Here is a 12,869-nt window from a genome sequence, read left to right on the forward strand (position 1 = left end):
ACCGGTCACCGATAGGGCGTGGTCATCCGGTAGCGGAGCAGGTCCGCGTGCTGGCGCTCGAGAGCCCTCTCGCGTTCCTCGCGTACGAGCCGGACGGCCTCCCAGTCGACGGCGGCGACCGGGCGCTGCACCCGCGGCCGACGTCCCCACCGGATCAGGGCGACGCCGAGGTGCAGCGCCAGGCGATCGATTCGGCCGAGGGGACGCAGGTTGCGGTCAGCGGATGCGCGTTCGGATCCGGAGTGCGGGTCCGGTTCGGGCTGCGGGTGCAGCGGGTGGTCGTGGCGACCGGCAGTGGTCGACAGCGTTGTGGTCATGAGAGTGAGCCTCACTGTGGCGGTGCCCAGAACGGATGCGGAGGCATCCGTCGAGTGCACCGGCGGGGCCGCCGAGGCGGCGCAAAAAGGGACGTCGTCAGGAGTGCGACGTCAGGGAACGGGATTGATCCCGGGGCGCGGAAAGCGCTGGCTGCGTGCGCACATCGAGGGCGTCACCACCGCAGAACCGGTGGCGGAAACTCGCGCCGGTCAGGCGGTGAAGACGCCGACGAGGCCGACGGCGAGGCAGTTCACTGCGGGAATGTTGGACTGAATCATGGGACGGCTCCTCTCGTCGTGTGGCGTAGCTGCCACGGTACCCGTCTCCCGCACGATCGCGCAAGGGAATCGAGCAAGGTGACCTCAACCCGCGGCCTCAGTCCTCGGCAAGGCCCAGCTGCCGCAGAAGCCGGGGAAAGTCCGTGGCGAGCGCATTCCAGACGATCTGATAGTCGGTGTTCGCGTAGTCGTGGGCGAGATAGTTTCGCATTGCACGCAACTCTGCCCAGGCCACCTCCGGGTGTTTCTCCCGGTACTCAGCCGGGAGCCGCTCGACCGCGGTTTGCAGGTCGATCACTATGGCCTTGGCCGCGAGCTGCTGGGTGCGGTCCGCCCGGTCGAAGAAGACGTCTCGTCCGCGAGCAGTGATGAGGCGCGCGTGACGCACAAGGTCGCGGATGTCCGCGAGCAGCGCATCCGTTCGGTCGAATTCGTGGGTCATCGGGTCACGCTCACAGCGGCACCGCCTCGGCGACGGCACGATCGCGGATGCTGCCCTCGGCCCGGTCGCTCATGACGTCCACCCGCACGCCGAGAAGGTGTTCAAGATCGAGGACCAGGCCCGCCGCATCGAGGATTGAGGCCTCGGGCGCGAATGCGACGAGGAGGTCGATGTCGCTGCCGACGGCATCCGTGCCCCGGGCGATGCTCCCGAAGACCCGCACATTGCCGGCGCGGCGGCGTGCGGCCAGCTCGATCACGCGCTCGCGCCCCCGCTGCAGAACGACCGATGGTCGCTCGGCGGTCGCGGCCATGATGCGGGCGAGGGTTTCGGGGCGCGGCTGCACCCGACCGGACTCATAGGCGGAGAGATTCGGCTGCGGCACGTCGGCGCGCACGGCGAGCTGGCTCTGCGAGAGCCCGGCGCGCGTGCGTGCCTCGAGAATGCTCTCCGCTGTGTTCATGCACGGATTATAGCTCGCAGCTATACGACCTCCGCGAGCCCGGTCCCGTCGCCTCCCCGATTCAGCCCTTGGCGAGCCGGCCGCTATAGCCTGCGTCAGCCCTGCGGGTCCGCGCCCTTCCGCTTTCGGAACGCGATCATGTTCATCCGGCTGCCGCAGCGCGCACTGCAGAAGCGCTTGGACCCGTTGCGCGAGAGGTCGAGGATCAGGCCGGCGCAGTCATCCGCTTCGCAGGTGCGCAGCCGCTGCATCTCGTCCATCCGGATCACGTCCATCAGGGCCAGCGAGGCTTCCACGCGCAGGCGTTCGCCGAGCGGGGCGTCGGGCGTGGTCGCGTGCAGGTGCCAGTCGGACGCGTCGTGCCGGGCGAGGTACGGCAGGGCCCGGGCCTCGGCGAGCATGGCGTTGACCTGGAGCGCGGCGGTGTCGCGGTCGCGGGTCCAGACGAGCCGCACCTCGTCGCGGGCGCGCAGCACGTCGAGTCGCTCGCGCTCGTCGCCGTCGATGCGGCCGGAGAAGGGATACCCGGCGAGGAAGTCCGCGAGCTGGTCGAGGGTCGCGAGCTCATCCGTGCCGCTCCGGGAGGCCGCGGGATCGGTGTTGCCAAGGTCGACCGCGAACTCGAGCGACTCCACGGTGTCATGGGCAAACTGCATGTTGACTCCTTACCCGACCATCGCCTAACGTTATGGTCATACCCAATAGTAGACCGTAACGCTGTGCGCGCAGCGGTGCGCGTGACAGAAGTCGGAAGCCGAGCCGGCAGCAGAAGGAGCCCCCATGAAGATCTCGTCCCCCTCCGCGGGTCTCGTCGTGGCGGTCATCGGCTCGCTCTCCTTCGGCACCTCCGGCGCGTTCATCAAGCCCCTGCTCGAGGCCGGCTGGTCCCCGAGCGCCGCCGTCACCGCACGCGTGCTCGTCGGCGGGCTCGTGCTGCTGCCACTCGCCCTGGTCTCGCTGCGCGGATCCTGGCCCGCCCTGTGGCGCGCACGGTGGCGCGTGCTCGCGATGGCCCTCGCCGGCGTCTCGGCCACCCAATTCTTCTACTTCGCCGCGATCCAGACCATTCCCGTGGCCACGGCCGCGCTCATCGAACTCCTCGCGCCGCTGCTCCTGGTCGGCGTCGTGTGGGTGATGACCCGGCGCATCCCGCACGCCCTGGTCCTGGTCGGGTCGCTGTTCGCCGTCGGCGGGCTCGTGCTCGTGGTCGGCCCCGGCGCGATTCGCGCGGTCGACCCGCTCGGCCTCGCCTTCGCCGCCTGTGCCATGGTCGGCTGCGCGATCTACTTCGTGATCGCCGCCCGCCCGAGCGACGGGCTGCCTCCGGTCGGGTTCGCGGCCGCGGGACTCGTGCTCGGCGGCCTCGTACTCGGCGGGTTGGGCGTCACCGGCGTTCTCCCCCTCTCCGCGACGTTCGGCCCGGTGCCGCTCGCGGGCACCGCCCTGCCGTGGTGGGTGCCGCTCGTCATCGTCGCGGTCGTCAGCACCGCGCTCGCCTACGTCGCCGGCATCACCTCGGCCGAGGTCCTCGGGTCGCGGCTCGCCTCCTTCGTCTCGCTGCTCGAGGTCGTCTTCGCGGCCCTGTTCGCCTGGCTGCTGCTCGGCGAACAGCTCACGCCCCTCCAGCTCCTCGGCGGCGCGCTCATCCTCGGCGGCATCGCGGCCGTGCGTGCGGCCGGCTCCGAAAACGCCGTTCCCGCCACGCTCGAACCGCTCATCCCGGTACCCCTCATGGACGCCGGGGTCGTCGAGCCGGCGACGGCCCTCGACAGGTAGGTCCCCGCAGCGCCCGCTCTGCGGGCACCGCCCGTCGGGCCTAGAGTTCCTTCCGCCGGAAGGCGGCGACCGCGAGCGCGACCAGGGCTGCGGCCAGCAGCAGCGCCGTGCACACCGGCCAGAACGTTTCGACGGACTTGCCGAGCGCGAGCGACGTCGGCACGCCGGTCAGCGCCGCCGGTGAATAGGTGCCGAGGGGCGTCCACAGTGCGGCGATCGACACGAGCGCATACGCGCCCAGCCCGGCACCGGCGGCCCCGGCCGTGGGGCTGATCACCACGGAGAGCAGCGTCATCAGGGCGACGAACAGGATGCCGAACACCAGCCAGGCGAGCGACGCCGACCAGAGCGCCCCGCCGGGCGCCTCCCCGAACACGATCGCCGTCCCGCCCCAGGTGACGAGCGTGCCCGCGACTACGAGCATCGCGAGGAACGCCGAATGGACGGTCGCCTTCGCGAGGATGAACGCGCCACGCGACACCGGTTTGGTCAGCACGAGCACCGCAGTGCCGCTCCGTCGCTCCGACGACACGATGCCGCCGTAGACGATGATCAGCGCGAACAGCACGATCTGGGACAGGTTCTTGATCCAGCCCGTGTAGGCGTCGGCATACGTCGGGTCCGGGAGCGTGAACTGCCCGAGCTGGTCCGAGGCGACCGCCCGCAGGATCTCCGGCGTGAACCGGGCCATCACCGGACCGGTCAGCGCGAAGAACAGCACGATGCCCGGGAGCACCCAGAGTCGCCAGGTCCGCACGATCTCGAGGACCTCCTTGCGCGCGAACGCTGCGAATCCCCTCATCGGGTCCCCCCTCCGACCAGGCTGACGAAGACGTCCTCGAGGCCGAGCTCACCGGCATCCATGCGGCACAGACCGGTGTGCCGGTTGGCGACCAGCACCGGGATGGCCCGGCGGGCCGCGTCCATGTCGGTGACGGTGATTTCGAGGGCGCCGGTGGGCCCCACGGCAACGGATGTCGCCCACGGCTCGCGGGAGATGTCTTCCGCGAGGCCGCCCGCGGCATCCGTGACCTCGAGGATCACCTTGCGCTCGGCGTAGCGGGACGTGAGCTCCTGGATCGGACCGTGCGCGACCACACGCCCGTGGTCGAGAATGGCGACGGTGTCGCAGACCCGCTCGACGTCGGCGAGGATATGCGTCGAGAAGAATACGGTGGTCCGCCCGCGCAGTGAGCTGAGCATCTCGAGCACGTCGCGGCGTCCCATCGGGTCGAGGGCGCTCGTCGGCTCGTCGAGGAGCAGCAGCTGCGGCGCGTTGATCAACGCCTGGGCGACCCCGAGGCGCTGCTTCATGCCGCGGGAGTACCCGCCGATCGCGATGGTCACGTCGGTCAGTCCGGCGAGTCCGAGAAGCATGCCGACACGTTCATCCAGGGTGCGCCGGTCGATCGCGAAGAGCCGGCCGACGAACCGGAGGAATTCCTCGGCGGTCATCCAGTCGTAGAAGCCGGGCACGTCGGGCAGGAAGCCGATCCGAGCGCGGATCGAGTCGTCGACCGCCGTGACGTCGCGGCCGAGGATCTGCACGCCGCCGCTCGTCGGCCGGGCGAGCCCGGTCAGCATCCGGAGCAGCGTCGTCTTGCCGGCTCCGTTCGGGCCGAGAAACCCGAAGATCGAGCCTTCCTCGACCTCGAGGTCGACGTTGTCCAGCGCCCGGTGCTCGCCGTAGGTCTTGGTCAGGCCGCTGGTGCGGATCGCGAGACTCATCGCGGGCCGGCTTCACTCCGTGGCTCGGTGCCCGGCTGCCCGGCGGCGTCGTTGCGTGACCCGTACAAGGAGTCGGCAACCGCGTCGGGGCTGATCGCGGGCGGCCGGGGTGCCGACGCTGCCGCGTCCAGCACGGCCGGCTTCCGGCCCACGACCAGGTAGAGGATGGCGCCGAGCAGGTTGGCGAGCAGGATCACGGCCAGCCACACCCACTTGTTGCCGGTGAGAACCCGGTCGGCGGGCCGCCGGTACAGGTCGACGAGCGCGATGACGTCGAGGGTGACCTGCACGACCCCCATCACCGCGATGACGATCCACACCCACCCGGGGAGTGACGACAAAGGCATATTCATGACACGGAACCCTTCTTCGAGGCCGACGCGAAGTCGCGGCGCTGTTCAGCGGCGCGACCGCTCCGGGAAACACCCACGAGCAACCCCAACGGCAGCACGAGCACGAGGAACAGTCCGATCCAGGTCGGCCACATTCCGGCGCCGCCCTGCACCGCGAAGAGGGTCTGCACGAGGCAGACGAGCGCGACGAGCGCAAGCGCGAAGCTCCCGGCGGATGCGGCGACCCGGCTCCACGCGGCACGCCGGGCGAGGTGCACCCAGGCTGCGACGAGAAGCGGCAGCAGCACGAACCCGCTCAGAAGCAGGAGGTTGGCGGTGCGGCTCGAGTAGCCGTCCGGCTCGCCGGTGAGTCCCCAGTGCGAGGGGACGGTTTCGGGCAGGTGGGCCCAGGTCACGGCCGCGAGGGTTGCGAACGCGACCCCGGCGAGAACTGGTGCGGCGAGCGTCGCCGTGATCACCCACGCGGGCGCCTCGGCGAACGGCTCGTCCTCGTCGTCCGGCCGGATCAGGTGCGCCCGCACGGCGAGCGCGGCGAAGTTGACCGTCCAGCCGATGCCGAGCGCCTTCGGCACGAGGATGCTCGGGTCGCTCGGGTCCCACGACCGGCTCGCGAAGCGCTCCGATGTGGGCTGCCGGGTGTCGTAGGGGACGCCGAGGAACCGGCCCGCCCGGTGGGTGCGCGGCAGTCCCCCGTTGGTGAGGTCCCGGGGACCGCGAGTGGCGGCATCCGTGCCCCCGTCGTCGTCGACGCCGGAGTCGAAACCACGGTCGGTGTCGAAGTCGGAGTCGGGATCGTCGGCCGCATAGGCGCCCGCGAGCGCCTCGGGCTCGCCCAGCTCGGCGAGCACCCGGCGCACCGCGTCGTCGCTACGATCGGTCCCGTCGAGGCGATGCTCGACGTGGGCTAGCAGCTCGGCGAGGGAGTCCGCGTCGATGTCGATGCGCAGTCGCGCCGCCGCGGCGCGCAGGTGGTCGAAGTAGGCGTCGACCAGCGCGGTTGCCCCGGCGGGCGGGAGCCCGTCGCCGGGCAGCGCTTCGGAGTGGTCACGCATGGGTCGCGTCCTTTCCCAGGAGGTCGGTCATGTCGGCGCTCATCGCGGTCCACACCTTCGTCATCGCTACGAAGGCCCGCTCGCCCGCGGGCGACAGCCGGTAGTACTTGCGCGGCGGGCCGACGGGCGATTCCTGCCACTCCGAGGTGATCAGGCCGGTCTTCTTCAGCCGATTCAGCAGCGGGTACGCTGTGCCGGCGCTGATGGCGAGGCCCGGGTACTGGACGAGCCGGTCGACGATCTCGGCGCCGTAGGCCTCGCCCCGGTGCAGCAGGGCGAGCACGGCGAGCTCGACCACGCCCTTGCGCAGTTGAGACGGAATCGCCTCGCCCTCGATCGCCATGGTCCCGCCTCGCGTCCTGTACCGTGTCACACCCGGTTGCTTGTTATGCCAACTACAAGGTAACACACGTTACCGCCGCGAGCGGATGCCGGCCGACAGCTGGGTCTCGACGCCCGGCGGATGCGACCACTCCCGCCGGCCTCGCCCTGCGCCCCTAGCTCTCCGGGTCGTACCCGAACGCGCGGAGCTCCTGCGCGCACCGGCAGGCCACCGCGATCCTCCGCGCCCACTCGACCGCATCCTCCCGCGTCGGCAGTTCCAGCACGGTGAACCCGCCCGTGAGGTCGGAGCCCGGATAGAGCTCAGCGCTCAAGACGCCATCGGCGGCAACGAGCACCGGAGCGACGCCCTCGTCGATCCCCCCGCCGAAGACCCAGACGCCGGCGGCCTTCGCCTCCGCGACGACGGCATGGGAGTCGACGACAACGACCGGGAACTCCTCATCCGTGACTACCATCGCGTCGCTCGGGAAGGAGATGAGGTACTTGGTCATGAATCGGCGACCTCATCGGCGTCGTCCAGCCGGAAGCCGACCTTGAGCGTCACCTGGAAGTGGTGGATCACGCCGTCCTCCACATGCCCGCGGGTGCCCACCACCTCGAACCAGTCCACGTTGCGCAGCGTGCGGGTCGCGCGCTCGAGTCCGCTGCGGATGGCCGCATCCGTTCCGTCCGGCGACGTCCCGACAATCTCCGTGACGCGGTACGTGTGATTCGTCATCGCTTGTTCCCTCCACCTTCGTGCCGAACCCGCGGCGTCCTCGCCTCAGGTTCTCCGACCATAGCCCGCGAGCAACGAGCCTTCAACGGCGTGGCCACGGGCATCCCCCGACGCCACCGCGAACGCACCCGACCCACACCACGCCCGCCCAGCACAGACCACGAGCGCCGCGTCGTGCGGAGCATCGGCCCGGGTGTTCAGATACTCGACACTCTCCGCGACCGGCCGTTCGTGCGCTCTAGCATCGGTCTCGATAGTTCGGACCAAGGCGTGACGGGTTGTTCTGGCGCCCAGACCGCAGCGGATCCACCGAGTGAGGTATCGAGAGAGGCAACGACCATGCGCGAAGAAATCTACTGGCTAGTGACCTGCGACGTGAAGCCGGGCAAGTTCCAGGACTTCACCGAAGCAATCGAGCCGCTCGTGGCAGCGACGAAGGCCGAAGAGGGCTCGCTCATCTACGACTACAGCGTCAACGACGACGAGACCGTGGTGCACATTCTTGAAATGTATCGAGACTCAGAGGCTGTCGTCAGCCACGTCACGACGGTCTTCCCCCAGTTCGCCGAGCGCTTCCTCGACGGCGTCGACATCACGGGCTTCGTCGTGTTCGGCACACCGGATGCCGCGGCGAAGGAAATCCTCGACGGCTTCGGCTCGACCTACATGCGACCCTTCTCCGGTTTCACGCGCAAGGAGTCGCTCGTCAGCTAGCCACGGGCCATGGCCTTCGCCAGTGACTCCCGGCAGAATGGAGGCGAGATGAGCGACTCCCACACCGACTCATACCGCGTCCTCACCTCCGGCGCCTACGGGCAGCGCGCCAGCGAGTCCGCCGGAGAGAGTCCGACCTAGGCGCGGGGCAGGGTCTTCACGAACCCGAGAACGACGGCGGCGGTGATGTCCGGCTGCTGGGCCTGGGGGTAGTGGCCGGCGTCGGCGACCATCACGACCGAGCCGTGGAGGGCATCCGCTACGAATCGCGCTTCGGCGGCCGGGTCCTTGAAGTCGGGGTCCTTGTCGCCCATGATGACGAGCGTGGGGGCGGTCACCGCACTGAGCTTCGCCTCGGCGGGGTCGTGGGTGGTCTGCTGGGTGGTGAGCGAGAAGGCCTTTCCGTACGACTTGCGCTTCAGGCTGGCGATGACCGCCGTGCGGTACTCCTCGAAGTCGGCGGGCTTGCGGCCGGCGTAGAGGGTGGGCATGTAGCTCTTCCACATCGGCGCGATCCAGAGCGGGGCCATCATCACGCGGAACAGCCCGCGGGTGAACACGTTCGATGGCGGGTTCCGCACGAAGGGGCCGACCAGGACCAGACCGTCGACCTGGGCGGGATGCTCCGCGGCGACGATCACGGCGGCCCCGGCGGCCAGGGAGTTACCGACGATCACCGCCGGCCGGCCGAGCTGTGCGATCAGGGCCTGGATGTCGCTCGCGGTTTCGATGTCTCCGTAGCCGGAGAAGGTGGTGTCGCTGTCGCCGTGCCCACGGAGGTCGGTGGTGACCACCGTGTAGCCTGCGGCGACGAGCGCCGGGGTCAGGAAGCGATAGGAGGACCGCAACTCACCCATGCCGGGCACGAGTACGAGAAGTGGTCCGGCGCCCTGGAGGTCATAGGCGATGCGCCCCTCGGGGCGGGCGAGGTACTGAGTCGACGAGGCAGAAGCTGCAGTGGAGGAGGTCATGCAGCTACTATGCATCCCCTTTTGGCTAGTGTCAATAGCCAAATCAGAAAAGCGGATGCTTCACGCATGCCGGTCAGGGCGCGTCGCCTACGCCTCGGGTTGGCTATTGACACTAGCCAAAAGGCAGGTCATCCTTAGCCCTATGGAAACAGCATCCGCTTTCGTTCGACGACCTCTCAGCGCCAGGGCCGGAGCACGGACCCGTGCCTAGGGTCGGGCTCACCCGCGACCGGGTGGCGGAAGAGGCGGCCGTGATGGCCGATGAAGTCGGCCTCAACTCGCTCACCCTCGCCGCACTGGCCGCGCGCCTCGGCGTTCGCCAGCCATCCCTCTACAAGCACATCGACTCGATGGCCGGCCTCCACCGCGACATCGCCGTGCACGCCAAACGCGACATGGGCGAGGTGCTCGCGCGGGCCTCCGTCGGTCGCTCCGGCCCCGACGCCATTTCCGCCATGTCCCGGGCGTATCGGCAGTGGGCGCTGCAGCACCCCGCCCGCTATGAGGCCGCCAACCGGATGCCCGCCCCGGGCGACCTCGAGGACGAAGCCGTGTCGCTCGCGGTCATTCAGCTGATAACCGACGTGCTCACCGCGTACCACCTCGAGGGCGACGACGCCATCGATGCGATCCGCGCCTTCCGTTCCACCCTGCACGGGTTCATCTCGTTCGAAACCGGCGGGTCCTTCGCCATGAGCGCAGACATCAACCGGAGCTTCGAACGCCTGATCCACGGCTTCATCGTCGCCCTCACCCAGTGGACGGACACCAGCACCCCGCAGCCCGGCCGGTAAAGCACTGTACGACCACACGGACGCCTGTCGCACGCGCGACCGTCGGCGCCAACTGATCGACTCGTCGCTCCCCAGGCCCGCACCGATCTCCTTAGCCCTAGCCCGATCAGGTGGTCCTGCATGATTCGGGTACGCCCGAATCAGACGTCCACAGATCAGCCGTCCGCTGAGTAGTTCGGCTGCGGTTAGGCTCGTCGGCATGGTCCGTGTCGTCTTTATGTGTGGCCCGGCCGGTTCAGGTAAGTCCACGGTTGCACGCGCGCTCGAGGCCGACGGTATGGCAAGGCTGAGTTTCGATGAGGAGGCCTGGCGTCGTGGCATTCACTCCCAGCCCCTGGCCGAGGAAGTCCGGCTCGAGATCGAAAGCCACCTGCGCCAGCGACTTCTCGACCTGGTGAGGTCGCAGGCGGATGTGGTGCTGGACTACTCCTTCTGGTCCCGACGGATGCGCGACGACTATCGCGCCCTCCTCCGGCCGCTGGGTGTCGAGCCGGAGACGATCTACTTGGCGACGCCGCGAAAACTGGCCCTGGCTCGTGTCCGTGCGCGGGCGGGACACGAAGCGAATTGCGTTCAGCTGACAGACGACCTGGCTGCCGCCTACTTCGATAACTTCGAGGTCCCCACCTCCGACGAGGGACCCTTGACCGTCGTCGCATAGGCTCGACGCCGCGACGCTTACCGCGCGCGATAGCCGTCCGCGCGCTGATCCACCCTGAGGATTATGACCCGGGCCTCATCCTCGTGGATGTCGTTAAGCACCCGGTACGGACCTCGGCGGGCACTCCACGAACCGGTGAGCTCGCGCTCAAGTGGTTTCCCGACGCGGCGGGGGGATTTAGCGAGATGACCGTAGCTGAACTCGACGATCGCCGGCACGATACGCGGAGGAAAGGTCGGCATATCGCAACACGGCCGTGCGTACGAGCACATCCGCGTCCAGGCCGGTGTGGGAGCCACGCCCGCGCCGGTTTCCGCAGCCCGCGCCCGCCGTTTCGGGCGCGGCCCGCCGAAACGGGCGCCGGCGCCAGCGCGCACGGATGCGTCCGCGAGCCGGACCTCCCCCGGTCGCGCCCCAGCCCGCTCACGGCCAGGTCGGGAGCGGCGCGGGGACTCCCCGCGCATGGATGTCCGACCGGGCTATCGAGACGTGGCCGCGTTCCGTGCGGCGAGGCGTGCGAAGGCTTCGGTCAGTTCCGGCGGGCCGACCACGTCGATGTCGGTGTCGAAACGGTTGAGGGAGGCGGCGAGGGCGACCCAGGACCAGGATCCGGCGGTGAACCGGCACTGGTCGGGGCCGAGGGACTCGACGACGCCATCGCCGGCGAACGGGAGAACGGCACGAGCGTCAAGGTGCAGCACGACCGTTCCTGTGCACGGCCACGCGTTCGCCTCGGCGGAGCCTTTGAAGCGGGCGGAGACGTAGCCCTTCGCGTCGCCGCCCGGGAGCTCGCGCGGGCTGAAGCGGGGTGCCGTCGGGGTGCGCGGGGTGACGCGGTCGGCGCGGAAGATCCGCCAGTCGTCGCGCTCGAGGTCCCACGCGACGAGGTACCACCGGCCGTGGGAGGTGACGAGGTGGTGCGGCTCGACCCGGCGAGGGTGCCTCGGTTCGGTGCCGTCGGCGCCCGGCTCCGCGCTCGCGTAGTCGAACCGGAGCACCTCGCGGGCGCGGACCGCCGCGGAGAGGGCGATGAGGACATCCGCTGAGACCTCAACAGCGGGGCCGTCGCCCGGGCGCGGGACGGTCGTGAAGTCGAGGGCGTCCAGGCGGTGGCGCAGCCGGGACGGGATCACCTGCCGCACCGTGGTGAGCGCCCGCAGGGCCGCCTCTTCGATCCCCGCTCCAGTGACGGTGGCCATCTGGAGGGCCACGGCCAGCGCGACGACCTGGTCGTCGTCGAAGAGGAGTGGCGGCAGCTCGCTTCCGGCGTCGAGCCGGTAGCCGCCGTCCGGGCCCATGGTCGCCTGGATGCGGTAGCCCAGCTGGCGCAGGCGGTCGACGTCGCGGCGCACCGTGCGGTGGCTGATGCCCAGCCGTTCGGCGAGCAGGGCGCCGGGCCAGTCGCGCCGGGTCTGCAGCAGCGACAGCAGATTCAGCAGCCGCGCGGTGGTCGTCGTCATGCGTCGATCGTAGTTCGAGTTGAGGACCGAAACTGTCCTAGACGGATGCCAGAGTGACCGTTGTCGGGACCCGCCCGGCACCGTTCACTAGGAGCAGACATGAGCATCACGACCACCACCCACCTCAACTTCCACGGCGACGCCCGAGCCGCGCTCGGCTTCTACCAGTCCGTCTTCGGCGGCCAGGTCACCATCGCGACCTACGGCGACTTCGGGATGCCCCAGGACGCCCCCGGGGCCGCGAACGTCGTCTTCGGGCAGGTCGAAACTGAGGCTGGCTTCCGGGTGATGGCGTACGACATCCCCGGCCAGACGGCCGGCTCGGCCGGCACGGCGAGCGCGGCCGGCTCGACCCGCCGCGAGAACGGCGTCACCCTCACCAACCAGCCGTTCTTCGTCTCCGTCCGCGGCGACACCCTCGACGAAGTACAGGGGTACTGGGCTGCGCTCTCCGCCGGCGCGTCGATCGTGGAGCCGCTCGCGGCATCCGCCTGGAGCCCCGGATTCGGCATGCTCACCGACGCGTTCGGCGTGACCTGGATCCTCGACGTGGCCGCCGCGTACACCGCCTACACCGCCTAACCGCCGGTAGCGCAGCTGCGGTGCGGTTTGGTCCGTGCCGCCCCGCGCGACCTGGGGCGATCGACAGCACCATGAAGACACTCCTCAACGTCATCCCGCTCGTCACGCCGAATCGCGCATCTCCCCCTATGCTTCAATCAACCGTCTTCTACGGTTCCAGGGCCCTCGTCCTTTAAGGCGAGGCCAAGTGTGGATATGTGCCACGCGAGCAATC

General features: G+C 69.4%; 18 protein-coding genes. 5 read left to right on the forward strand and 13 right to left on the reverse strand.

All coding sequences use genetic code 11. The features are described from left to right. Window positions 1–5 precede the first annotated feature (5 nt). The 4 genes from E3O50_RS18375 to E3O50_RS18390 all read right to left on the reverse strand — a co-directional run bounded on the left by E3O50_RS18375 (window position 6) and on the right by E3O50_RS18390 (window position 2,157). Window positions 6–317, reverse strand: coding sequence for a hypothetical protein (locus E3O50_RS18375; protein ID WP_134445961.1), 312 nt, complete (start codon window positions 315–317; stop codon window positions 6–8). A 376-nt stretch (window positions 318–693) separates the two neighbouring features. Further along, on the reverse strand, window positions 694–1,038 hold the full coding sequence (locus E3O50_RS18380; RefSeq protein ID WP_134445962.1) for a HepT-like ribonuclease domain-containing protein: 345 nt from the start codon (window positions 1,036–1,038) through the stop codon (window positions 694–696). Window positions 1,039–1,048: 10 nt separating this feature from the next. Then, window positions 1,049–1,501, reverse strand: a complete 453-nt coding sequence (locus tag E3O50_RS18385) for an XRE family transcriptional regulator (RefSeq protein WP_134445963.1) — start codon at window positions 1,499–1,501, stop codon at window positions 1,049–1,051. A 95-nt stretch (window positions 1,502–1,596) separates the two neighbouring features. Beyond that, entirely contained in the window at window positions 1,597–2,157 is a 561-nt protein-coding gene (locus E3O50_RS18390; protein WP_134445964.1) for a CGNR zinc finger domain-containing protein, read from the reverse strand. A 124-nt stretch (window positions 2,158–2,281) separates the two neighbouring features. Between E3O50_RS18390 and E3O50_RS18395 the strand changes: the two genes are divergently transcribed. After that, window positions 2,282–3,277: a DMT family transporter gene (locus tag E3O50_RS18395; protein WP_134445965.1), complete on the forward strand. Its 996-nt coding sequence runs from the start codon at window positions 2,282–2,284 to the stop codon at window positions 3,275–3,277. 40 nt (window positions 3,278–3,317) lie between these two features. Here the strand turns inward: E3O50_RS18395 and E3O50_RS18400 are convergent, their stop codons facing one another. The 7 genes from E3O50_RS18400 to E3O50_RS18430 all read right to left on the reverse strand — a co-directional run bounded on the left by E3O50_RS18400 (window position 3,318) and on the right by E3O50_RS18430 (window position 7,473). Further along, a complete protein-coding gene (locus E3O50_RS18400) occupies window positions 3,318–4,079 on the reverse strand; it encodes an ABC transporter permease (RefSeq protein ID WP_134559630.1) in 762 nt (253 codons plus the stop codon). Then, entirely contained in the window at window positions 4,076–5,005 is a 930-nt protein-coding gene (locus E3O50_RS18405) for an ABC transporter ATP-binding protein (protein ID WP_134559632.1), read from the reverse strand. The genes E3O50_RS18400 and E3O50_RS18405 overlap by 4 nt, the downstream gene beginning before the upstream one ends. Next, a complete protein-coding gene (locus tag E3O50_RS18410) occupies window positions 5,002–5,358 on the reverse strand; it encodes a PLD nuclease N-terminal domain-containing protein (RefSeq protein WP_134559634.1) in 357 nt (118 codons plus the stop codon). Before E3O50_RS18410 ends, E3O50_RS18405 begins: the two co-directional genes overlap by 4 nt. Further along, complete coding sequence (locus E3O50_RS18415) at window positions 5,355–6,410, reverse strand: DUF1648 domain-containing protein (RefSeq protein WP_134559636.1); 1,056 nt, start codon at window positions 6,408–6,410, stop codon at window positions 5,355–5,357. Before E3O50_RS18415 ends, E3O50_RS18410 begins: the two co-directional genes overlap by 4 nt. Further along, on the reverse strand, window positions 6,403–6,753 hold the full coding sequence (locus E3O50_RS18420) for a PadR family transcriptional regulator (RefSeq protein ID WP_134445969.1): 351 nt from the start codon (window positions 6,751–6,753) through the stop codon (window positions 6,403–6,405). The genes E3O50_RS18415 and E3O50_RS18420 overlap by 8 nt, the downstream gene beginning before the upstream one ends. 154 nt (window positions 6,754–6,907) lie before the next feature. Then, the gene (locus tag E3O50_RS18425; protein WP_134559638.1) at window positions 6,908–7,246 is read right to left on the reverse strand and encodes a transcription initiation protein; all 339 of its coding nucleotides are present in this window, start codon (window positions 7,244–7,246) and stop codon (window positions 6,908–6,910) included. Further along, window positions 7,243–7,473 carry a dodecin gene (locus E3O50_RS18430; protein WP_134445971.1) on the reverse strand — a complete coding sequence of 77 codons (231 nt, stop codon included), beginning with the start codon at window positions 7,471–7,473 and terminating at the stop codon, window positions 7,243–7,245. Before E3O50_RS18430 ends, E3O50_RS18425 begins: the two co-directional genes overlap by 4 nt. Before the next feature lie 339 nt (window positions 7,474–7,812). Between E3O50_RS18430 and E3O50_RS18435 the strand changes: the two genes are divergently transcribed. After that, window positions 7,813–8,187 (forward strand): antibiotic biosynthesis monooxygenase, encoded by a 375-nt coding sequence (locus tag E3O50_RS18435; RefSeq protein ID WP_134445972.1) that lies wholly within the window; start codon window positions 7,813–7,815, stop codon window positions 8,185–8,187. Window positions 8,188–8,324: 137 nt separating this feature from the next. On the opposite strand, the gene E3O50_RS18440 is transcribed toward E3O50_RS18435, so the two are convergent. Then, window positions 8,325–9,158, reverse strand: a complete 834-nt coding sequence (locus E3O50_RS18440; RefSeq protein ID WP_134559640.1) for an alpha/beta hydrolase — start codon at window positions 9,156–9,158, stop codon at window positions 8,325–8,327. A gap of 203 nt (window positions 9,159–9,361) precedes the next feature. Here E3O50_RS18440 and E3O50_RS18445 point away from each other — a divergent pair, with 203 nt between their 5' ends. Next, a complete protein-coding gene (locus E3O50_RS18445) occupies window positions 9,362–9,952 on the forward strand; it encodes a TetR-like C-terminal domain-containing protein (protein WP_134559642.1) in 591 nt (196 codons plus the stop codon). A gap of 199 nt (window positions 9,953–10,151) precedes the next feature. After that, on the forward strand, window positions 10,152–10,613 hold the full coding sequence (locus E3O50_RS18450; RefSeq protein WP_198413372.1) for an ATP-binding protein: 462 nt from the start codon (window positions 10,152–10,154) through the stop codon (window positions 10,611–10,613). Between the two features lie 479 nt (window positions 10,614–11,092). Here E3O50_RS18450 and E3O50_RS18460 read toward each other — a convergent pair whose 3' ends face one another. Next, window positions 11,093–12,073 carry a WYL domain-containing protein gene (locus E3O50_RS18460; protein WP_134558372.1) on the reverse strand — a complete coding sequence of 327 codons (981 nt, stop codon included), beginning with the start codon at window positions 12,071–12,073 and terminating at the stop codon, window positions 11,093–11,095. A 99-nt stretch (window positions 12,074–12,172) separates the two neighbouring features. Here E3O50_RS18460 and E3O50_RS18465 point away from each other — a divergent pair, with 99 nt between their 5' ends. Beyond that, on the forward strand, window positions 12,173–12,655 hold the full coding sequence (locus E3O50_RS18465; protein WP_134558373.1) for a VOC family protein: 483 nt from the start codon (window positions 12,173–12,175) through the stop codon (window positions 12,653–12,655). Window positions 12,656–12,869 lie beyond the last annotated feature (214 nt).

The sequence above is a fragment of the Cryobacterium sp. MDB1-18-1 genome, assembly GCF_004402735.1.
Taxonomy (GTDB): Bacteria; Actinomycetota; Actinomycetes; order Actinomycetales; family Microbacteriaceae; genus Cryobacterium; species Cryobacterium glucosi.

What these genes read in the sequence shown, in the direction of transcription:
- E3O50_RS18420 (WP_134445969.1), bottom strand. Translation starts at nt 6,753, where the DNA reads ATGGCGATCGAGGGCGAGGCGATTCCGTCTCAACTGCGCAAGGGCGTG.
- E3O50_RS18375 (WP_134445961.1), bottom strand. Translation starts at nt 317, where the DNA reads ATGACCACAACGCTGTCGACCACTGCCGGTCGCCACGACCACCCGCTG.
- E3O50_RS18395 (WP_134445965.1), top strand. Translation starts at nt 2,282, where the DNA reads ATGAAGATCTCGTCCCCCTCCGCGGGTCTCGTCGTGGCGGTCATCGGC.
- E3O50_RS18435 (WP_134445972.1), top strand. Translation starts at nt 7,813, where the DNA reads ATGCGCGAAGAAATCTACTGGCTAGTGACCTGCGACGTGAAGCCGGGC.
- E3O50_RS18405 (WP_134559632.1), bottom strand. Translation starts at nt 5,005, where the DNA reads ATGAGTCTCGCGATCCGCACCAGCGGCCTGACCAAGACCTACGGCGAG.
- E3O50_RS18410 (WP_134559634.1), bottom strand. Translation starts at nt 5,358, where the DNA reads ATGAATATGCCTTTGTCGTCACTCCCCGGGTGGGTGTGGATCGTCATC.
- E3O50_RS18450 (WP_198413372.1), top strand. Translation starts at nt 10,152, where the DNA reads ATGGTCCGTGTCGTCTTTATGTGTGGCCCGGCCGGTTCAGGTAAGTCC.
- E3O50_RS18385 (WP_134445963.1), bottom strand. Translation starts at nt 1,501, where the DNA reads ATGAACACAGCGGAGAGCATTCTCGAGGCACGCACGCGCGCCGGGCTC.
- E3O50_RS18425 (WP_134559638.1), bottom strand. Translation starts at nt 7,246, where the DNA reads ATGACCAAGTACCTCATCTCCTTCCCGAGCGACGCGATGGTAGTCACG.
- E3O50_RS18415 (WP_134559636.1), bottom strand. Translation starts at nt 6,410, where the DNA reads ATGCGTGACCACTCCGAAGCGCTGCCCGGCGACGGGCTCCCGCCCGCC.
- E3O50_RS18380 (WP_134445962.1), bottom strand. Translation starts at nt 1,038, where the DNA reads ATGACCCACGAATTCGACCGAACGGATGCGCTGCTCGCGGACATCCGC.
- E3O50_RS18390 (WP_134445964.1), bottom strand. Translation starts at nt 2,157, where the DNA reads ATGCAGTTTGCCCATGACACCGTGGAGTCGCTCGAGTTCGCGGTCGAC.
- E3O50_RS18465 (WP_134558373.1), top strand. Translation starts at nt 12,173, where the DNA reads ATGAGCATCACGACCACCACCCACCTCAACTTCCACGGCGACGCCCGA.
- E3O50_RS18430 (WP_134445971.1), bottom strand. Translation starts at nt 7,473, where the DNA reads ATGACGAATCACACGTACCGCGTCACGGAGATTGTCGGGACGTCGCCG.
- E3O50_RS18460 (WP_134558372.1), bottom strand. Translation starts at nt 12,073, where the DNA reads ATGACGACGACCACCGCGCGGCTGCTGAATCTGCTGTCGCTGCTGCAG.
- E3O50_RS18400 (WP_134559630.1), bottom strand. Translation starts at nt 4,079, where the DNA reads ATGAGGGGATTCGCAGCGTTCGCGCGCAAGGAGGTCCTCGAGATCGTG.
- E3O50_RS18440 (WP_134559640.1), bottom strand. Translation starts at nt 9,158, where the DNA reads ATGACCTCCTCCACTGCAGCTTCTGCCTCGTCGACTCAGTACCTCGCC.